The following is a 17614-nucleotide window of genomic DNA, read 5'->3' as shown; positions in this document are numbered from 1 at the left end:
TCATACACCAAGAGATTCTGCTTTACTTAATTCTAGAAAGACTTTGTCTCCAACTGAAAGACCCATCTCTTTGTATTCATGCATTTCTAGTTTTAATTGAGTAACTCCACTTTGCATTCCCATACCACCCATTCCTGACAACATTTTGTTAAGATCCTTCATCATATCATTCATGTTTGAAAATCCCATGACTTTAGGACTGCCAAAAGGGTTTTGAGGGTTCTGAGTTCCTTCTTTTAGATCTTTTACAGAAGATAACGATACAATCACATATGGTGCGCCATCAGGGGCAGCATCAATACTTCTTACTACATACTCTTTTTTCATAAAGAGGCTGTCTTTCCATCTAATTTTAATTTTAAGGTCAATTTATTCGAATTTTAGCATATTGAAGCTTTAATTACAATTTTTAAGACTAGAGATCATTGTCTGAAAATCTAAATGTAACATTGTGTTACTATGGCATTTCACCATGGGAAATTGAAGTGTTGTATGGATTTCTAAATTCTCATTTCACTATAATTCAAGATGAAATAGAAGCAAATGATGATGATTTTGTAAGTTTCTTAGATGTAGATATACCACTTACATTTAATGATGCATTTTTTCAATGGTTTGATTTTAAGCGCTGGGAAAAAGTAAAGGCGGTATTCAAAGAGATGAAGAGGAGAAGAGGTAGCGGAAATGCATTAAAAATTGTCATTAATTTTTCTGGCAATCCAAAAATAGGCTTTACAATTGACACAGAAGACAAACAGTGGTTTGACAATGCAATAGAGAAAATTGATTCTGTTTTAGAATTATTACCTTATCACCTTGATCCTCAAAAAATTCCATCAGATGTTACAGAAGTAAGTTACAAGTTTGATTCAAAATCAATTAGATGGAGATTAAACACAGCGTCCTCTGCAGAAAAACAATTTATGTTTAAAGGCGATTCTTGGAAAGAAATCAAGTAAGATCTTTTTGCAGTGGTTCCAGTAATTCATGAAGTTCCTTGTATTTTGATTCTAAAAATTCCAAGGCATGATCGAGTTTTTTTGATTTCCCATATTTGTAGCGAATTAATTCACGATGGTGCCAGTATGTTTTTCCATCATCTACTGAAAGGGTTGTAAAGTAATCAGTTCCTTTGAGGTTATCAGGCAATTTTACGTCATGCGGAAACAACATATCTACAATAAACCATTCATCACCATCAGGATAATCAGAACCGGTATCTACATCAAAAAATATGTGAAGCAAATCAGATTGCATAAGACCATCATCATTTATGACCGGGTGTTTTACAGATGATTTTTTAAAATCTAGGTTAACCAGTTGGGGTTCAAAAAAACCCTTGATTATAGATTTTCGGAAGATTGTATTTGCCTCGTTGATATTCAAATGCAAAATACACTTCTACAAAACTTGCCTATAACCTGTTTGGTTTGGGATAACAAATTATACTTCAAGTGAATCTAGAATTTGAGAGATATCAGCATTAGAGAATCCATTTTTAGCAATGTTTTGTTTTGCAGGAGGATTTTCCAAATAATTTGGAATTTTATCTCTTAATCTAACAGTATAAGGAGTGATGATTTCATTTTTGTAAAATACACCAATTGGAATCTTGTTTCCCCATTCAAGTGATTTAATCAGAGACTGCGAAAGTTTTTCATTTACTTCTGCCTCTTCATTAAAATGAACTGCAGGATCATATCCATGCTCTTCTAGTTTGTAAATTCTTGAATGTCTTTTTTGTGCTTCATCTACTAAATCAGTTCCAGCATACCAATCTCTGGTATTAAGATCATTGTAAGTTGGACATGGTTGCAGTACATCTAAGAATGAAAGGCCATTATGTTTTACTGCCTGAATAATTAGATCTTTGAGGTGTCGCACATCATAAGAATAACCACGTGCAACAAATGTAAAACCACTTGCAACTGCCAATCCAATGGGATTAACATTATAATTTGTGTTTGGAGAAGGAAGTGATTTTGTCTTCTCTCCAAGCTTTAATGTGGGAGACGCTTGTCCCTTTGTCAATCCATAAACACCATTATCAAATATTATGTAGGTCATGTTTACATTACGTCTGCCTGCTGCAACAAAATGTCCCGCACCTATTCCCAAACCATCACCATCACCACCAACTGCAACAACAGTCATTTCTGGATTTGCAATTTTGGCTCCTTGTGCAAACGTTAAGACTCTACCATGTAAAGTATGTACACCATATGTATTGATGAAGTGAGATGTCTTACCAGAGCACCCAACTCCAGAAAATATTGTAGTTTTATCTCTTTGAACCCCCATTTCAGCTAGGGCCATCTGAATAGCATTTACAATTCCAAAATCACCACATCCAGGACACCAATCATTATGGACATCAGTTTTGAAGTCTGCCATCTTAAGCGCCATGCATTAAAACCTCCCTAGAATCTGCCTTGTTTTCAACAATTTTCTTAAGTGAATCATAAACTTCAGTACTAGTCATTGCTCTGCCAGTGTATTTTAATATAGAATAATCGATGTCTCTTTTTACATTTTGTTTGAATAATTTCCCTAGTTGTGCAGAATAATTTGCTTCAACATCAATGATTGTCTTTGCGTCTTTTAGTAAAGATGAAATGTAATCACCAGGAAATGGGTGTAAAAGTTTGAGTTGTACAAACCCAATAGAAATTCCTTCTTTTTTGAGCATTTCAATTGCATCAATTATTGGTCCCTTTGCAGAACCCCATGAAATTATAGTATAGTCCTCAACACCAAAAGAAACAGCCTTTTCTACATCTGGAATCTCTTTGAGAATCAAGTCAAGGCGAGACATTCTCTTATCCATCATCTTTGCACGCAGTATAGGATCTTCCGAAATATGGCCAGCCTCATCGGATTCATCTCCAGTATTCCAGAAAATTCCATTGTCAATTCCCAATCTTGAGCGGGGAGACACACCATCATCAGTAAATGCAAATCGCTGATACCCATCTTCTACTTTTTCTAAGAGTTTTCCTCGGTTAATTGAGATTTTAGAGGTGTCAAATCTTTTGCAAGTTACAACAGAACTTGCAATGAATTTATCCATCAGATGAATGACTGGAACCTGAAAAACATCAGCATAATTGAAAACGTTTCCAGTATCATAGAAACTCTCTTCAACGTCACCTGAAGCATAAACAATTTTTGGAAAATCACCATGACCAGCATAAACTGAGAAAAGTAAATCATCTTGTCCGTGTCGTGTTGGCAATCCAGTTGAAGGTCCACTTCTTTGATAATTGGTAATCACTATGGGCACCTCATTTATTCCTGCCCAACCTAGCATCTCAGCCATCAAAGAAAACCCCGGACCAGAAGTACAGGTTGCTGAACGCGTTCCAGTCAAAGCGCTACCAATGGCCATACCTATAGCACAAATCTCATCTTCAGTTTGAATAACTGCAGTAGAACCAGGACGGTCATCTATTATCTCCAAAATTTCATTTGATTCTAAAAATACAGATTCATCTGAAGCTGGAGTTATAGGATAGTATGATTGCATTCTACAACCACATGCCATTTTTCCCAACGCTGTTCCTTGAAATCCTTGAACCAAAAGTGTTTCAGGTTCTTTTTGAATTCCAGTTAAGGTATGATTAAAATTTTCAAATTTTGCAGTTGCATAATTATAAGAATAGTTTGCAGCTTGTTGATTAATTTTTGCAATCTCTTGCTTATTTGAAAAAATCGTTCCGATTGTTTTTTGTAACGAGCCAGTAGGCATTTTGACTAATCCCAATGATAGAGAGACACCGATAACATTGAACATCCTAATCAATCCCTTTAGACGTGGATTTTCAGTCTCTTCAGCTAGTGTTTCAAGAATAGACTTGAAGGATACAGGATACAATAAAACACCTTTTTCTTTTGCAATTTCTAAAACACCAGCAACTGAAAATGGTTTGTTATGGGATTCTAGTTCTTTGTGTAGTCTTTGTTTGAAGGGATCATCAAGTGTATGGACCTTATCAGTAGTTATATCTTCAAGATCCGTATCATAAATTATTCCACCACCTGAAATAACTTCATCATAATGACGGAAGATTGTTTCAGCATCAAAAGATGCCATTAATGTTACATCATTTACATTTGAATGAATTTTTTGATCAGATATTCTTACAGCAAAATAACTATGCTCCCCCTTGATGTTTGAATAAAATTCTCTTTTTCCAAATACTTGATAACCCATTTCAGCACAAACCCTAGAGAAGATATTTGCGCCAGATTCAACCCCGCTACCCTGAGGACCTCCAATTAACCATGTAAAATCAACAGAACTCATAGTTGTTCACCTACAAAATGCATAACAATAAGCAATTTTACCAAATTCTTATCCTCCGGTTGCTGCATCAAACAATGCACATTTGCACTTATCTCGCTCACCACAATAGGGACAAACACAAACACATTTTTCAATAGAATTACCACATTCTACACAAATTGCAAATTCCTCTTCTTCTTTTGTTTCAGAAGACATGAAGAATTTAGAAGGAAATCGTATAAATGGTTTGAGATGAATCTCATGTTTATGAAAAAGAAAGTCTTTCTAACAAGAACACTTCATGACTTTGCTTTAAAGGAGTTAAAAAAGAAATATCAAATTGAAGTTCACAAAGGAAAAATTCCCATCCCACAGACAAAGTTACGATCAAAAATTAAAGATGTTGAGGGGTTAATCTGTTTTCCATATGATAAAATAAACAAAGATGTAATTGATTTGGCAAATAATCTTAAGGTCATTAGCACATACAGTGTAGGTTTTGATCATATTGATACAAAATATGCAAAAGAAAAAAGATCAGAGTAGGATACACACCAGAGGTTTTAACGGATGCAACAGCAGATTTATCTTTTTCATTATTAATTGACGTATTAAGAAGAACATCAGAAGGAGACAGAATCATTCGAGATAAAAAATGGAAAGTAATCTATGGCGCATATGACTATGTAGGATTTGATCTGCAAGGAAAGACATTAGGAATTTTGGGTTTGGGAAGAATTGGAAAAACGCTTGCTAAAAGAGCAAAAGCATTTGACATGAATATAATATACCACAACAGAAATCGTTTATCAAAGTCTAAAGAAAAATCACTTGGAGTAAAACACGCCTCATTTGAAAGGCTAGTATCTGAAAGTGATATAATTTCAATTCATGTTCCACATACAAAAGAGACAGACAGGATGTTTAACATGAAAATTTTTAGAAAAATGAAAAAAACAGCATTTTTGATTAACACGTCAAGAGGCAAAGTTGTAAACGAAAAAGATCTTGTAATAGCATTAAAGAAAAAGATCATTGCAGGTGCAGGACTAGATGTCTTTGAACAAGAACCAATTGACAAGAATAATCCACTTGCTAAGCTACAAAACGCAGTCTTGACACCACACATAGGAAGTTCAACCAAAGAGACCAGAGCCAAAATGGCAGAAATTACTGTTAAAAATCTCAATTTAGGGATAAATGGTAAAAAGCCGATCTACTCAGTAGGATACTGAAGTTCACGCCCAAAACATGGCCAAAAATAATGACGAGTTTTTATATCTAAACTCTGGATATTGGATAGATTGAAAAAATTCAAACATACAAACGAAGAATTAGAATTAGCTAAACTACAATCTGAAAAAGAAAAGAAGAAGAAATTACAAGAATAATATTTTTTCTCCTTGTCTTTTTCAGACAAGGTTTTTTTTAAAAATTAATTTTAGAAGAAAATTTTTGATTTAATTGTTCATACACTTTTTTTCTTTCAGGAATTAACGTTTTAGAATCATCATACATTTTTGTAAAATATGCCGCCAAAACTCTTTGTCCATCTTTATCGTAAAATCTTACACTAAAACTTGTGCGTTCAGGTTTTTCTTCTTGTACGAATTCTGCAGAATTGATCAATTCTGAATCAACATGCATATGTGCAGGTCCATCATTTTCCCCCATTGTAATCCATTTTTCTTTTTGTCTAATACTGAGAGGACTCCTAATTTCACTAGTAACACCTTGGCTTTTGACAACAAACAAAATGTCTTTAATTTTTACAATATCAGATAACAATTCAAAAAGCAATATTTTCAATAAGATTAGAAATTATTTCAATTTTTACTTCGATTCATATCAATTTGGACAAAATCATCCTCATCACCATGAATACAATCAGTGCCTACTGCTTTTACCTCTGAAAAAGTAACCTTTCCTTCATGAATTTTACCTTCTTTTTGTAAAAATCCAATCTTCCCCGAAACAATCTGCTTGTGTCTTCCACATGTAACTCCAACCATATACTCATCTTTTCCATCAATTATAGATACAATAAATTCAGGCGGACTTGGACATTGCTTTCCTTCTTTACTTACAGAACACTTGTCAGGTAACACAACTTAATTTGAAATTTTATTAGATATTAACCTTGATTGTTATTGATTCCATTTATTATCCACTAAAGTGAAATTAAAGTGAAATCTGTTGGTGCATACTTTTGATGTGGTAATTATTGGAGGAGGTATTCTTGGAACATCCATATCATATTTTCTATCATTTCTCAACAAGTCAAAAAACATAGCAGTAATAGAGCAAGCTCAAAATGTTGCTTTTCACACCAGTGGTAGAAACACAGGAAAGATACATGCTCCGTATCTATACAATCCTGAAAAGAAAAAGATGTTTGCAAATGCTGCATTTCACGGATTTGACATGTGGAAGGAATATTCCAAGATACATGATTTGCCATTCAAAAAAGACGGAGTAATCGAAGTTGCCTTAGACAAAAAAGGAATCAAGGTTCTAGAAAAATATCTCAAATGGGGAAAGCAAAACGGATTGAAAGAAAACGATATTGAATTAATGGAAAAATCAGAGATAAAGAAAATAGAACCTGAGATAAAATGTGAAGCAGCACTTTATGTTTACAAAGATGGTTCTGCAGACTATGCAAAATACACTAAAGCATTAATGAAAGACAGTAAAGAGAATGGAACCACATTTCTTTTAGACAGCAAGGTAACAAAGATAGAAAAAGAAAATGGAAAATGGAAAATTACATTAAATGGAGAACATAAAATTTTCACAGAATTTTTAATCAATGCTGCAGGAGGAGAAGCAATTGATATTGCACATAATGTTGGAGTTGCAACATGTTTCACAGATGTTCATTTTAGAGGAGAGTATTGGAAAGCACCAAGGGAATACAACAACTTGACTAAAACCAGCATCTATTCAGTGCCAGAATTTCCAGAGTATCCGTTTTTGGATCCACACTGGATAATTAGAGTCGACGGAAGTTGTGAAATAGGTCCCAACGCAGTTCCTGTCTTTAGCCCATATGGATACAACAAAACTGAAAACATCAAAGAGTTTGTTCCAAAAATGTTAGAGATGTTGGGTTCAGGTGCAAGAAAGGCAATCTTTGACAAACAATTTCAGGAGCTTGCAATGAATGAAATACAATCATCAATGTCAAAATCAGCAATGGTTGAGAGAGTAAGAAGATTCTTGCCAAAAATCAATGCAGATAAAATTACAGAAAAGGGAACCGCAGGTATTCGTTCATCGATAATTAATGAAAAAGGGAAATTTGAATCAGATGTAATTTTACTTGACGAGGAATCATCATTTCACATCCTAAACTATAATTCTCCAGGAGCAACTGGGGCATTACCATTTGCAGCACATATTGTGAATCACCTGCACCAATCAGGACTATTTTCAAGCGAATCTACAGATGGGCAATGTGGTCCATGGAAATTTTTAGACATAATTGAAAAATTAGAGAAAAAATAATGAAAATCTAATAAAGCGAGTTTATTCCTGCAATATCTCCGGTATTAAGAGTTCTTTTCTTTGTTTCGCCGTTTTGAGCATATGCATACATAGTTTCTTCAACACAATCACCAGAATGATCAAGACCTGTTGCATGCCCTACTTCATGTACAGCAATATTTTCAAAGTCCATCACATTTGTATCTCCCAATTCGTTTTCATTAGTTGGACCTGCATTACCCCAATTCCAATAAGTATTGTAAATCTGATCCCATTCTACAATTTCTCTTGCGCCAGGTGGACCTGAAAAGTATCCCCAGGTAATTGTTACTGCAATTGTTCCAGAGCTACTAAGTGGTGCGAACACAATTTCATTTGTACCAGAAGGGGTTTGTGCATTTGCAATTGCAACAGGATCAAGTATACCTTCAGAGCCTGAACCAAATACACTAGTTCCAGAAGTTATCTCAGATTCCCAAGATGAAATACTTGATTCAATTCCTGCTAAAGCAACACCAGATGCTAGTCCTGAATTTGAATCATCAATAATATAGGATTCGCCAATACTTGACTTCCATTTAGCACCCTTTGATATTTCTGAATAACATGCAGAGCCTTTGTTGCCACCACCTTTTCCATCTGGTGGGCCACCTTTGCCGTCTGGTTTTGCAGCATTATCATTAGGGAAAATATGAACACGTTTTTCTAGAACTCTACCATCAGCCATTTTAATTGACTTTGGTTCCAAGAGTTTTTCAATCGAAATGGGTTCTGGATTGCCAACATTATCTGGCTTGTCAGCAAATGAATTATAATTTGGAATAAGTGATAAAAGTAAAACAGTAGACAATACTGCAACTATTGCTCTTTTCATCCGCAGATTATTCTTGGGGTTTAGATTTAACCTTTACGTAGAAATAATATCACAACATCATAAAGAAATAATAGTTAGGATTGAAAACCGGGTTTTTTCAGATCGTTGGAGATTTCTCAGATAATGATGATCTGGCACAATGCCTAGCAATAAAGCAGAAAGTAAATTAGATTCAAATGGTTTTATGGCGCCGGGAGGGAGATTTGAACTCCCGTTCCCTTGCGAGAACGCGCTTTATGGTTAACAATTTCCAGGCGCGCGCCCTACCAGGCTAGGCGACCCCGGCACAAGTCTTGCGACAAATTTAGTTTTTAGAATCTGATTATAAATTGTGTTACTACTTCCAGATTGTTACAGTGGTTGAATGCTCTACTTTTTCTCCCATTGGATCAAATCCTTTTGCAGAAATCTTGTAAAGCCCCTCTAAGGCAGTATCACCATCATTTTTTATTTGATCCCATGAAAGTTCAACTTCATCATTTGGTTTTAACTCAGATATTACTTGTGCAGAAGTTGGAGTATGCATTAGAATACCAGATAGTCCTGTGATTCGCAATCCATATGACGTATTAGAGAATGTCAGTGGAACAGTACCAGTGTTTATGATTTTAATTTTAATCTCTTCACCTTTCTTGAAATCAAGTTTTTCAGTGACAATTGAAATTCCAGGTCCCTCAACATATACAAGTTGACTAGTGTTTTTGAAATCAATCAGATAGATTCCAAATGACAATCCAGCAAGTATTCCGATTCCGACAAATGTCACAAGACTTTTTGAGAACAATTCTTATTCTTTAGAGGGTTTTGTTCGCCATTTTTTAGGATAAGTGTTTGGAGCCATTATGATTCTCTTTGTTTCAAATGCATAGCCCTTTGTTGCATCACGAATCTCTTCTTCATCCATTGTAGATTCTGCCAATGCTACTGCCTCACCTTTTTGAGTATAGATTCCCACAATGTCGCCTTTTTTCAAGTTTGGAGATATTTTCAAAATTCCTGGAATTGCAAGTTGTGCACCATGACACATTGCATCTACAGCTGAATCACGAATTATTACTGATTTTAATTCACTTAGGGCAAGTTCTACAGGCTTTATCATACTCTTTAATTTTGAATCATCTTTCTTTTCTTCCCACAATGCAAATGCATTTGCAAGTTCATGCAAAGTAACTAGTCCATCGGTTTCTCTGAATTGATCAACTCTGGTTCTTCTAAGTTCTATCATAGTTGCTCCCGGGCCCAGAATTTCACCCAAATCATAGTACAGTTTTCTAATGTAAGTTCCAGCCTCACATAAAACTCGAGTCAACAGCAATCTCTCTTTTTGTTCTAGTACTTCAAACTCGTAAATTGTTCTTGTTCTTGTTTGCCTAACTACAGCTGAGCGTTGTGGTGGTTTTTGATAAATTTCCCCAGTGAGTAATTCAATTACTTCATGTAGTTTCTCTTTTGATGGAAGGGAGTGGACACGGCCTAGTGCATGATATTCTTTTGGTCCAAAAAGTAACACACCTAAGGCTTTAGTTGCCTCACCTAATCCCAATGGCAAGACTCCTGAAACTTGTGGGTCCAAAGTTCCACTGTGACCAATCTTGGGTAGTTTCAAAATTCTTTTTGTCCAAGCTACAGTTTCATGACTTGTAGGGCCTGGAGGTTTGTCTAAAATTATAATTCCATAGTTTAGTAATTGCTCTATCGTTCTTTTGTCATAGTATGTGCCATATGCGTCATCAGTGATGTCTTGGTCTACTTCAATTAGATTTTCTAGTTGTTTTAGAGTCATAGCAATTTTCTCACCGTTTCTTTTGCAACATCAATTACTTGTTGTGCTGTGAGATGATCAGTATTAATAATTACATCAAAAACAGATTTGTCATCACCAAAATCAAAATCATACAATTTTTTATAAAGTGCCTTGTTCTTATCAAATCGTTGTTTTGTGATTTGATACGCCTCATCAGAACTCATGTCATCTCTTGATTGCATTCTTTTTGTACTGCTTTCATGAGAGCCTTCCAACCATATTTTGATGCCGTCTTGGATTAACCAAGGCAATGTGTAGCTGGTAATCACCATTCCTCCTTCATTGAATAGTTTAGCTAATTTTTCATCTAGTTTTTTATCAAATGCAGAATTTTCTTCTCGTTGATTTAGAAATTTCATTCCATCTTCAGTATCCCACCAGTCATCACCTGAAGAATCAAAACCTTGTTCTTTTGCCATTTCTTTAAGCACATCACCACCGCTAAGATATTGAAGTGAAAATTCTTCTGCCAGTCCTTTGGCGACAGTTGTCTTTCCTACTGCAGGAGGACCTGAAATTACAATGGATTTTGTCAACTGAGATCCATTGATGTTTTTGTTAGTTTCATAATAATGCCACTAAATGCAATAGATGAAAGGAAATACCAAGCCCAAAGGAATAGTGCATTTTCTGCAGTACAAACATGTTCAGGATCTGCTGCTTGTTCTGCAGTACACGTCAACTGGAAGAAATCTCCTGGAATTACATTTAGAGGAATTGGAGAGACAGCTACAGTGTAAGCAAACAGTTGCGGCAATACAAGATAGAATATCAAAATCAATGGAACAAACGTAATCATCATCGGTCTCATGTTCATCTGCATCATCTCCATTGACATCTTGTTCATGTATGCAGATTTCTTGTTTAGTTCAGTTGTTTTTGCAGTATCTTTTGCTCGCATTGCAGCCATTCTTTCTTTTTGCCATCCGCGAGTCTCCTTCATTATTCGTTTTAGTTTTGTTTGATCAACCATCTTCTTTCTAACTGCAGAATTAAACAAGTTGAGCATTATACCAAATCCAGAAACACAAAACATAGACAAAATAAGTCCCTTGACTATTGGATCATCACTTCCAAGTGCACCTCTCTCACCCCCAATGAAGTCAAATTGTAAATGTAAAGACTCAAGAAAACCCAAGTTAAGGTGAATTGAATCAAGAAATAGCAGAATAAAGTTAAAGTCCATTTTTTACAGCCCTAGTGATTGTATTATCTTATCTGCTGCTTCATCAACCTTTCCCTCACGATTAAGGACGTATTTTACAGGTGAGCCAGTTATTACTGCACAGGCAGAAATCATACCTGACTGGACATCAAGTTCCTTCTTTACATTTGCAAGGGTGTTTTTGTCCCGGTTTCTAGTATCATCACTCATTCGTCTACTATAGATTTCCTCTGGCTTTGCTGAAACTGAGACAAAGTTAGAGGGTTTGATAATTTTGAGAACATGTTCTGGAAGTCCAGGATAGTATCCTTCAGGTGAGCTGATAAATGCATGCGTATCAATAATTACAATTTCTTCAGTGCAAGACGCAATCTTTTCAGCAGCAGTCTTTTGGAGTTCTTGTTGTTTTGAGATGGGTAATTTTCTTAGTTCATCTCTATCAGTAAGACCGTTTTGTTTTGCAACATCAAACATTAGAGTTCCATAGCTTACAACACTAACACTTTTTTGATGACCTTTGATATGATCTACAATCTTTGATAGTAAAGTGGTTTTCCCAACCCCTGGAATTCCAACAAGGATGATTTTTTACTTTCTGCCAAGTAAAGCACCCAAACGCGGCATTACAACTTCGACTTGTTCTCTTACTAATTGTGTATAGTAGTTGATGAGAATATCTACCATAAGTAAAATTCCAATACCAGAGCCAAATACACCCAATACATCAGACACACCTGCTAGAAGACCCAAAATAGCTGAGCCAATAATGGTAACTGATGGAATGTACTTGTTCAATAATGCTTCAACGGGTTTGTTTGATCTTCTAAATCCAGGAATCTGAACATCTGCATCAAGTAAGTTCTGAGCTGCACTCTTTGGTGAAAGACCACCAAGCTCAACCCATAATCTACCAAATACAATTACAATTCCAATCATGAATAGAATATATCCAACTGCACGCCCAGGATCTAAAGCCGCAACATCTAGACCTCTAGGCGGTGTGATATAGTATATGATACCACCAATAGGAGTGGATGGACTTGTTGGGTCAAATTGCGCTATGAAGTTCATAAAGAAATTATTGTTACGCGGGTTCATGTTAGCCCATAGCATCTGGAAGATAAAGACAGCATTTGCAGTAAGTGCAGATGCCAAGATAACTGGGATGTTTGAGACATACATCAGTTTTATTGGATAAACTGCTGAGAAACCTCTGTATTTTGTAGATACAATTGGAATCTCAATCTTCATTCCTTGTGTGAACACAAGTATTAACAAAATACCCGCAGTAAGACACAATCCAAAGATGCTCGGAAGTTGGTTTGAACGGAATAGTACGTTTGATAAATCACCTGCCATTATTGATTGACCTATGTATGGAATGATACCAATCGTTCCTCCATCACCTGCAGGCAATGGACTGAATAAGCTCCACAGAATTTGTTGGGCAACACCTGCCATGATGAATAGACTAATTCCACTACCAAGCCCCCAACCTTTCTGAATTAATTCGTCTAAGAACATGATGATGACAGATGCAGCCATAAGCTGACCAATCATTACAACCAAGAATGAAGTATCTGAAACGCCCGGACCATAAACTGCAGTACCATAGACAATTGATTCAGCTACAATTACAATGTAAGTTACCAATTTTGTTGCAGTCTGAAAGATACCTCTTTCTTCAGGTTTCTTAAAGTCAAATTTGAGAATGTCTGAACCCCTCAACAATTGCATCAAGAGTCCAGCTGTTACAATCGGTCCAATTCCTAATTCAACAAGGGTACCTTGTTGGGATGCAAAAATTACTCTAGCAAATGCTAGAAAATCAAATTCAGGTGCTGTTGCTCCAAATAAGGGTGTCTGTCCCATTACCATGTAGATAAGTAATGCAACTCCACACCAGAGCAATCTAGTAGATAACGGAATTTTCTTTTTTGGTTTTGGAACTTGAGGAAGATATGGTTCTGCTTTAAAAACGACTTTTCTGATAATTGTGGTAACTGTACCCTCAGCCATTGTCTGTTAGCACCTCTTCCCCATCAGTTTTTTCTTTGGGAGCAACCTTTGCAGTAGATATCACTTCTCCGCCAACGGCTTTGAGTTTCTCTTCTGCAGATGCAGTAAACTGAGTGACTTTGACGGAATAAGCATTTGTTACTTTTCCGCCACCAAGGAGTTTCTCGTATCCTGCACTTTCAAGGTCTACGACTTTTTTTCCTCCTTCTTCTTTACCGAACTTAGTAAACAAGTCATCAAGATCACGGACGCTAGCCCATTGCTTGGTAATATTTGGGTGAGGTGGTTTAGTTGAATCATGGCCATAATGATCTGGTTCATCTTTTAGTGTAGTACTCCAATGATGTTTCATCATTCCAGTAACTCCAAGACCACCTTTGTGACCACTTGCGCGATGTTGACCTACTTGTCCCCATCCCATGTGGCGTCCTCCCCTAAGTCGTCTTGTCTTTCTTAATCTTGTTGCCATGTTAAATCATATTCCTTACAATTGTTCCAAGTTCTTTGTTTGATCCTAGTATTCCTTTTTGACCATACAATTTTTTGGTGCTTCTTTTAAATCCAGTTCTTGGTGGTGCTAATGCAAACCAAGGCTTGAGTGGTTTTAATTTTGATAGATTTACCTTTCCTTCTGAAAGTGCTGTTGCCAATTCAGCAGAACTTGCAAATCCAAGTTCTTTCAAGTCTTCAGCAGTGATTTTTTGATAACCAGATTTTCTTGCTTTTTTGTCAATTAGTTCTTTTGCCAATTCAGAATCAAGTTCAACCCACGAAACATAATGTTGTACTTTTTTTAGCATTCCCAGAGTATTTTCTTTTGCAGGTAAAATTGTTGCACGATATTTCTTGTCTAACTTTAAGAGCATCATGGTGTGAGTTGCCCAATATGGACAATCAGCTTGTCCTTTAATTCTAACAACAAGATATGCATTTGTCATTTTCATCAACCTTGACTAAATGTCTGTCTAAGACAGTCCAAGATGGCTTTTGAAGTAGAGTTCATGGTAGGAGTAGAACCTTTTGCAGTGGTCCAAGCGTCTTTAAGACCTGCTAATTCCAATAATCGTTTAATTTTACCTCCTGCTACAAGACCTAATCCACGTGGTGCAGGAATAATTTCAATTGTAACACTACCACCTTTTCCTTTTACTTTGAATGGAACAGAATGTTTTTGGTCACATTTGCATTCCCAACTGCCACATCCCATTTTAATTGGATTAACGTTAAGGTAAGCAGCATTTGTTGCCTTTTCAATTGCAATTCTCATTTGTTTTGATTTTCCTTGACCAATTCCCAAATAGCCATTCTCATTTCCAGTTGCTACAATTGCTTTGAATCTAGTTGATTGGCCGTTTGATGTCATCTTTTGAATAATTCCAACATCAACTACTTCGCTCTTCAAATCAGGAAGTAGTTTTTTGATGATTCCTGCTTCTTGAATTCTTAATCCTAATTCAATAATTTCTTCAAGAGATGAAACTTCGCCTGATGCAACTTTCTGCCCCAAGATTGTTTTTGGAACCCAAACTTCTTCTTCTGGTTCTCTTCGAGGTCTTCTTGGTCGATCTCCACCTTTTGCGCCACCAGGTGGACCTCTTCCATAAGTGGGGGCACCTTTTCCTCTTTGTCCTCCTTGTCCCGGTTTAGATTGTGCTGTTTGACTCATTTTATTTTACCTCAGTATCAATTGTAGATTTCATTTTAGAGACTTCATTTTTAACTGTAAGATGTTCTCCGTTGATTCTATCTTCGGATGGAAAAGTTTCTTCATCAGCTGGAACTTCAAGACCAGCATCAATCACTCCTTTGAGAGCTGCTGCCATTCTTTGTGTATATTTTCTTGTTCCAGTATACAAGATTGCATCCTTTGCACCTTGTCCAAGTGCTTTCTTTCCTGCCAAATATCCTGTAAGGTATGCTGCAGGGACATTTTTTCTAGAACCCTTCCAACCCTTTTCAAGGAGATATCTAGAGTGTGCAGATGCAATAACCTTATCGCCAGTCATTCCAGGCTTTAGAATTTGGACTTGAGTATTTTCATTAGTAATATTTACAGTAATAAAATCACGCTTACCCATCAACATTGTACCACGTTTTTTATAATTGGTCTTTTCTTCTCTAAGTCTTCTCAATATTTTTGAATAGGCCATGTATAGAATTCGAGTTTGGACGTGCTCTTATATACGTTAAGCGCGAATCAGAGAGGCAAGTAATGCCTTTTGAGTATGAAGTCGATTTTCTGCCTCATCCCAAACAACAGATTGTTTACCATCAATTACTGACGATGTTACCTCTTGATCTCGCTTTGCTGGTAGACAGTGCATGAAGATCGCATCTTTCTTTGCAGATTTCATCAATGCAGGGTTAACTTGGTACTTTGGAAGAAATTTTGTGATTCTCTTTGGATCATTATTGTGAATAGAAGAATAGGTATCAGTTACAACAACATCTGCACCATTTACTGCTTTTATTGGATCAGAGGTCAATTCAATATCAGTTAACTTTTGTGCTTCTTTTACAGTCTTTTTGTCTGGCTCAAAACCTTTTGGAGTTGCAATTGACATTTTAGCACCAGACAATGCGGCTCCATAAACCATAGAATTGCACACATTATTTCCATCACCAATCCATGCAATTTTGATTCCTTTGAGTTTCTTTTTCTTTTCTTTGATAGTCATAAAATCTGCCAAAATTTGGCAAGGATGAAAAGTGTCAGAGAGCCCGTTAATTATTGGAACAGTTGCATGTTGTGATAATTTTTCTAGCAAATCATGATCATATACACGTGCCATAATACAATCAGTATATCGTGATAGAGTCTTTGCAGTATCTTCAACAGATTCACCTCGTGATAATTGCATATCATTTGATGACAGATTAACTGCATAACCACCTAGCTGAGACATTCCAATTTCAAAACTAACTCGAGTTCGGGTAGACGGTTTTTGGAAAATCATTGTTAGTGTTTTGTTTTTTAGAACATGTTTGTTTCCACCTTTTTTTAGTTCTTTTTTTAGTTTAATTGCTTCATCTATCAGTCCCACAAATTCCTTTGGAGACAATTCCGCTAAAGTGAGTAAATTTTTTGTTTTTAGTTTCATCTTCTAAAGAACCCGAACCTACCTTTTTTCTTTTTGGGTTCTTCTTTATCATGTTTGTGAATATCTTCTTCATCATCGTCTTCGTCATCATCTTCAGATTCTTCTTCTTTTGATTCACCTGGTTTTGGTTTTCCATCTTTTATCCATTGGCGAATCTTGTTACCTAGTTTGAAAGCTTCATCATCATTTTCTGGCGGAGGAATATCAAACAAATCTGAATAGATTGCAATTTCATCATCTGTAATCCCTTCAAACGGATCATCAGAAGATGGTTTTTCTTTATATCAACTCCTTCCAGAGTTCCAAAAACAGTTTCAAGGAAAAGTTTCTTATCAAAAGGTTTTAGATCAGGATATTCTTGTCCAACACCAACAAACATCACAGGAGTTGATGTGACTTTGACAATAGATAGTGCTGCACCACCTCTTGCATCAGCATCACTTTTTGTCAGAATAGAACCATGAAATTTTGTATGTGCATAAAATTCACGTGCTTGATTAACAGTATCATTTCCCGCTAAAGAGTCACCTACAAAAATTTTCAAATCAGGATTTACAACTTTGGTGATTTTTTCAATTTGTTGCATCAAGTTTTCACTTGTCTGCATTCTTCCTGCAGTATCTATTAGAACAACATCTGTCTTGTGAGATTTTGCATACAACACTGCATCACGCGCAACAGCTGCAGGATCAGAATTGTAATTTTGAGCAACAAGTTTTAGACTGAGTCGATTAGTATGTTCACGTAATTGTTCTATTGCACCTGCTCTAAATGTATCAGCTGCTGCAACAACTACAGAATATTTTGCTTGTTGCAACATATGTGCAACTTTAGCTAAGGATGTTGTTTTCCCAGTACCATTAATTCCAAGAAACAG

At 36.0% G+C, this 17614-nt stretch carries 23 protein-coding genes, 1 tRNA gene and 1 pseudogene; 3 read left to right on the top strand and 22 right to left on the bottom strand.

Annotated features, from left to right (window positions below; genetic code table 11):
- Window positions 1-327, bottom strand: a complete 327-nt coding sequence (locus NKOR_RS02080; protein WP_014962706.1) for a hypothetical protein — start codon at window positions 325-327, stop codon at window positions 1-3.
- 98 nt (window positions 328-425) lie between these two features.
- On the opposite strand from NKOR_RS02080, the gene NKOR_RS02075 reads away from it, so the two are divergent.
- Window positions 426-959 (top strand): hypothetical protein, encoded by a 534-nt coding sequence (locus NKOR_RS02075; protein ID WP_014962705.1) that lies wholly within the window; start codon window positions 426-428, stop codon window positions 957-959.
- Here the strand turns inward: NKOR_RS02075 and NKOR_RS02070 are convergent.
- Genes NKOR_RS02070 through NKOR_RS09875 form a run of 4 tightly spaced genes read right to left on the bottom strand, consistent with a single transcriptional unit; the run spans window position 952 to window position 4501 of the window.
- On the bottom strand, window positions 952-1392 hold the full coding sequence (locus NKOR_RS02070) for a hypothetical protein (RefSeq protein WP_016939583.1): 441 nt from the start codon (window positions 1390-1392) through the stop codon (window positions 952-954). The two genes, NKOR_RS02075 and NKOR_RS02070, sit on opposite strands and share 8 nt — an antisense overlap.
- 51 nt (window positions 1393-1443) lie before the next feature.
- Window positions 1444-2394 carry a 2-oxoacid:ferredoxin oxidoreductase subunit beta gene (locus NKOR_RS02065; RefSeq protein WP_026089943.1) on the bottom strand — a complete coding sequence of 317 codons (951 nt, stop codon included), beginning with the start codon at window positions 2392-2394 and terminating at the stop codon, window positions 1444-1446.
- Window position 2395: 1 nt separating this feature from the next.
- Window positions 2396-4306, bottom strand: a complete 1911-nt coding sequence (locus NKOR_RS02060; RefSeq protein WP_014962702.1) for a 2-oxoacid:ferredoxin oxidoreductase subunit alpha — start codon at window positions 4304-4306, stop codon at window positions 2396-2398.
- A gap of 48 nt (window positions 4307-4354) precedes the next feature.
- The gene (locus NKOR_RS09875) at window positions 4355-4501 is read right to left on the bottom strand and encodes a hypothetical protein (protein WP_014962701.1); all 147 of its coding nucleotides are present in this window, start codon (window positions 4499-4501) and stop codon (window positions 4355-4357) included.
- Window positions 4502-4552: 51 nt separating this feature from the next.
- On the opposite strand from NKOR_RS09875, the pseudogene NKOR_RS10650 reads away from it, so the two are divergent.
- Window positions 4553-5520 (top strand): annotated as a pseudogene (locus tag NKOR_RS10650) (2-hydroxyacid dehydrogenase).
- Between the two features lie 193 nt (window positions 5521-5713).
- Here the strand turns inward: NKOR_RS10650 and NKOR_RS02050 are convergent.
- Entirely contained in the window at window positions 5714-6085 is a 372-nt protein-coding gene (locus NKOR_RS02050; protein ID WP_016939580.1) for a ChuX/HutX family heme-like substrate-binding protein, read from the bottom strand.
- Between the two features lie 26 nt (window positions 6086-6111).
- Window positions 6112-6393: a hypothetical protein gene (locus NKOR_RS02045; RefSeq protein WP_014962699.1), complete on the bottom strand. Its 282-nt coding sequence runs from the start codon at window positions 6391-6393 to the stop codon at window positions 6112-6114.
- Between the two features lie 91 nt (window positions 6394-6484).
- Between NKOR_RS02045 and NKOR_RS02040 the strand changes: the two genes are divergently transcribed.
- Window positions 6485-7795 (top strand): NAD(P)/FAD-dependent oxidoreductase, encoded by a 1311-nt coding sequence (locus NKOR_RS02040; RefSeq protein WP_014962698.1) that lies wholly within the window; start codon window positions 6485-6487, stop codon window positions 7793-7795.
- A gap of 7 nt (window positions 7796-7802) precedes the next feature.
- Here NKOR_RS02040 and NKOR_RS02035 read toward each other — a convergent pair whose 3' ends face one another.
- The 15 genes from NKOR_RS02035 to NKOR_RS10245 form a co-directional block, all read right to left on the bottom strand.
- A complete protein-coding gene (locus tag NKOR_RS02035; RefSeq protein WP_014962697.1) occupies window positions 7803-8648 on the bottom strand; it encodes a matrixin family metalloprotease in 846 nt (281 codons plus the stop codon).
- Between the two features lie 185 nt (window positions 8649-8833).
- A tRNA-Ser gene (locus NKOR_RS02030) sits at window positions 8834-8934 on the bottom strand.
- Between the two features lie 51 nt (window positions 8935-8985).
- Window positions 8986-9414, bottom strand: a complete 429-nt coding sequence (locus tag NKOR_RS02025) for a hypothetical protein (protein ID WP_014962696.1) — start codon at window positions 9412-9414, stop codon at window positions 8986-8988.
- A 21-nt stretch (window positions 9415-9435) separates the two neighbouring features.
- Window positions 9436-10431, bottom strand: coding sequence for an RNA-guided pseudouridylation complex pseudouridine synthase subunit Cbf5 (locus NKOR_RS02020; RefSeq protein WP_014962695.1), 996 nt, complete (start codon window positions 10429-10431; stop codon window positions 9436-9438).
- Complete coding sequence (locus tag NKOR_RS02015; RefSeq protein WP_014962694.1) at window positions 10428-10988, bottom strand: cytidylate kinase-like family protein; 561 nt, start codon at window positions 10986-10988, stop codon at window positions 10428-10430. The genes NKOR_RS02020 and NKOR_RS02015 overlap by 4 nt, the downstream gene beginning before the upstream one ends.
- A complete protein-coding gene (locus NKOR_RS02010; protein ID WP_016939579.1) occupies window positions 10985-11638 on the bottom strand; it encodes an EMC3/TMCO1 family protein in 654 nt (217 codons plus the stop codon). Before NKOR_RS02010 ends, NKOR_RS02015 begins: the two co-directional genes overlap by 4 nt.
- A gap of 3 nt (window positions 11639-11641) precedes the next feature.
- On the bottom strand, window positions 11642-12151 hold the full coding sequence (locus NKOR_RS02005) for an adenylate kinase (RefSeq protein WP_232212254.1): 510 nt from the start codon (window positions 12149-12151) through the stop codon (window positions 11642-11644).
- A gap of 54 nt (window positions 12152-12205) precedes the next feature.
- Window positions 12206-13636: a preprotein translocase subunit SecY gene (gene secY / locus NKOR_RS02000; protein ID WP_014962691.1), complete on the bottom strand. Its 1431-nt coding sequence runs from the start codon at window positions 13634-13636 to the stop codon at window positions 12206-12208.
- The gene (locus NKOR_RS01995; protein WP_014962690.1) at window positions 13629-14105 is read right to left on the bottom strand and encodes an uL15 family ribosomal protein; all 477 of its coding nucleotides are present in this window, start codon (window positions 14103-14105) and stop codon (window positions 13629-13631) included. The genes secY and NKOR_RS01995 overlap by 8 nt, the downstream gene beginning before the upstream one ends.
- A gap of 1 nt (window position 14106) precedes the next feature.
- The gene (locus NKOR_RS01990; protein WP_026089940.1) at window positions 14107-14574 is read right to left on the bottom strand and encodes a 50S ribosomal protein L30; all 468 of its coding nucleotides are present in this window, start codon (window positions 14572-14574) and stop codon (window positions 14107-14109) included.
- A 5-nt stretch (window positions 14575-14579) separates the two neighbouring features.
- A complete protein-coding gene (locus NKOR_RS01985; RefSeq protein ID WP_014962688.1) occupies window positions 14580-15302 on the bottom strand; it encodes a 30S ribosomal protein S5 in 723 nt (240 codons plus the stop codon).
- A gap of 1 nt (window position 15303) precedes the next feature.
- The gene (locus NKOR_RS01980) at window positions 15304-15786 is read right to left on the bottom strand and encodes a 50S ribosomal protein L18 (protein WP_014962687.1); all 483 of its coding nucleotides are present in this window, start codon (window positions 15784-15786) and stop codon (window positions 15304-15306) included.
- Window positions 15787-15822: 36 nt separating this feature from the next.
- Entirely contained in the window at window positions 15823-16737 is a 915-nt protein-coding gene (gene argF, locus NKOR_RS01975; protein ID WP_014962686.1) for an ornithine carbamoyltransferase, read from the bottom strand.
- Window positions 16734-16949 carry a hypothetical protein gene (locus tag NKOR_RS10250; RefSeq protein WP_014962685.1) on the bottom strand — a complete coding sequence of 72 codons (216 nt, stop codon included), beginning with the start codon at window positions 16947-16949 and terminating at the stop codon, window positions 16734-16736. Before NKOR_RS10250 ends, argF begins: the two co-directional genes overlap by 4 nt.
- On the bottom strand, window positions 16901-17602 hold the full coding sequence (locus NKOR_RS10245; protein ID WP_238535977.1) for an AAA family ATPase: 702 nt from the start codon (window positions 17600-17602) through the stop codon (window positions 16901-16903). Before NKOR_RS10245 ends, NKOR_RS10250 begins: the two co-directional genes overlap by 49 nt.
- Window positions 17603-17614: the final 12 nt, after the last annotated feature.

This window comes from Candidatus Nitrosopumilus koreensis AR1 (assembly GCF_000299365.1).
In the GTDB taxonomy this organism is placed as follows: domain Archaea; phylum Thermoproteota; class Nitrososphaeria; order Nitrososphaerales; family Nitrosopumilaceae; genus Nitrosopumilus; species Nitrosopumilus koreensis.
This window is presented reverse-complemented; position numbering and strand designations above follow the sequence as displayed.

Excerpts from the sequence above, each read along its gene's own strand:
- NKOR_RS01990 (WP_026089940.1), bottom strand. The coding sequence starts at position 14,574 with ATGACAAATGCATATCTTGTTGTTAGAATTAAAGGACAAGCTGATTGT.
- NKOR_RS01980 (WP_014962687.1), bottom strand. The coding sequence starts at position 15,786 with ATGGCCTATTCAAAAATATTGAGAAGACTTAGAGAAGAAAAGACCAAT.
- NKOR_RS01985 (WP_014962688.1), bottom strand. The coding sequence starts at position 15,302 with ATGAGTCAAACAGCACAATCTAAACCGGGACAAGGAGGACAAAGAGGA.
- NKOR_RS01995 (WP_014962690.1), bottom strand. The coding sequence starts at position 14,105 with ATGGCAACAAGATTAAGAAAGACAAGACGACTTAGGGGAGGACGCCAC.
- argF (WP_014962686.1), bottom strand. The coding sequence starts at position 16,737 with ATGAAACTAAAAACAAAAAATTTACTCACTTTAGCGGAATTGTCTCCA.
- NKOR_RS02010 (WP_016939579.1), bottom strand. The coding sequence starts at position 11,638 with ATGGACTTTAACTTTATTCTGCTATTTCTTGATTCAATTCACCTTAAC.
- NKOR_RS02080 (WP_014962706.1), bottom strand. The coding sequence starts at position 327 with ATGAAAAAAGAGTATGTAGTAAGAAGTATTGATGCTGCCCCTGATGGC.
- NKOR_RS02060 (WP_014962702.1), bottom strand. The coding sequence starts at position 4,306 with ATGAGTTCTGTTGATTTTACATGGTTAATTGGAGGTCCTCAGGGTAGC.
- NKOR_RS02065 (WP_026089943.1), bottom strand. The coding sequence starts at position 2,394 with ATGGCAGACTTCAAAACTGATGTCCATAATGATTGGTGTCCTGGATGT.
- NKOR_RS09875 (WP_014962701.1), bottom strand. The coding sequence starts at position 4,501 with ATGTCTTCTGAAACAAAAGAAGAAGAGGAATTTGCAATTTGTGTAGAA.
- NKOR_RS02035 (WP_014962697.1), bottom strand. The coding sequence starts at position 8,648 with ATGAAAAGAGCAATAGTTGCAGTATTGTCTACTGTTTTACTTTTATCA.
- secY (WP_014962691.1), bottom strand. The coding sequence starts at position 13,636 with ATGGCTGAGGGTACAGTTACCACAATTATCAGAAAAGTCGTTTTTAAA.
- NKOR_RS02020 (WP_014962695.1), bottom strand. The coding sequence starts at position 10,431 with ATGACTCTAAAACAACTAGAAAATCTAATTGAAGTAGACCAAGACATC.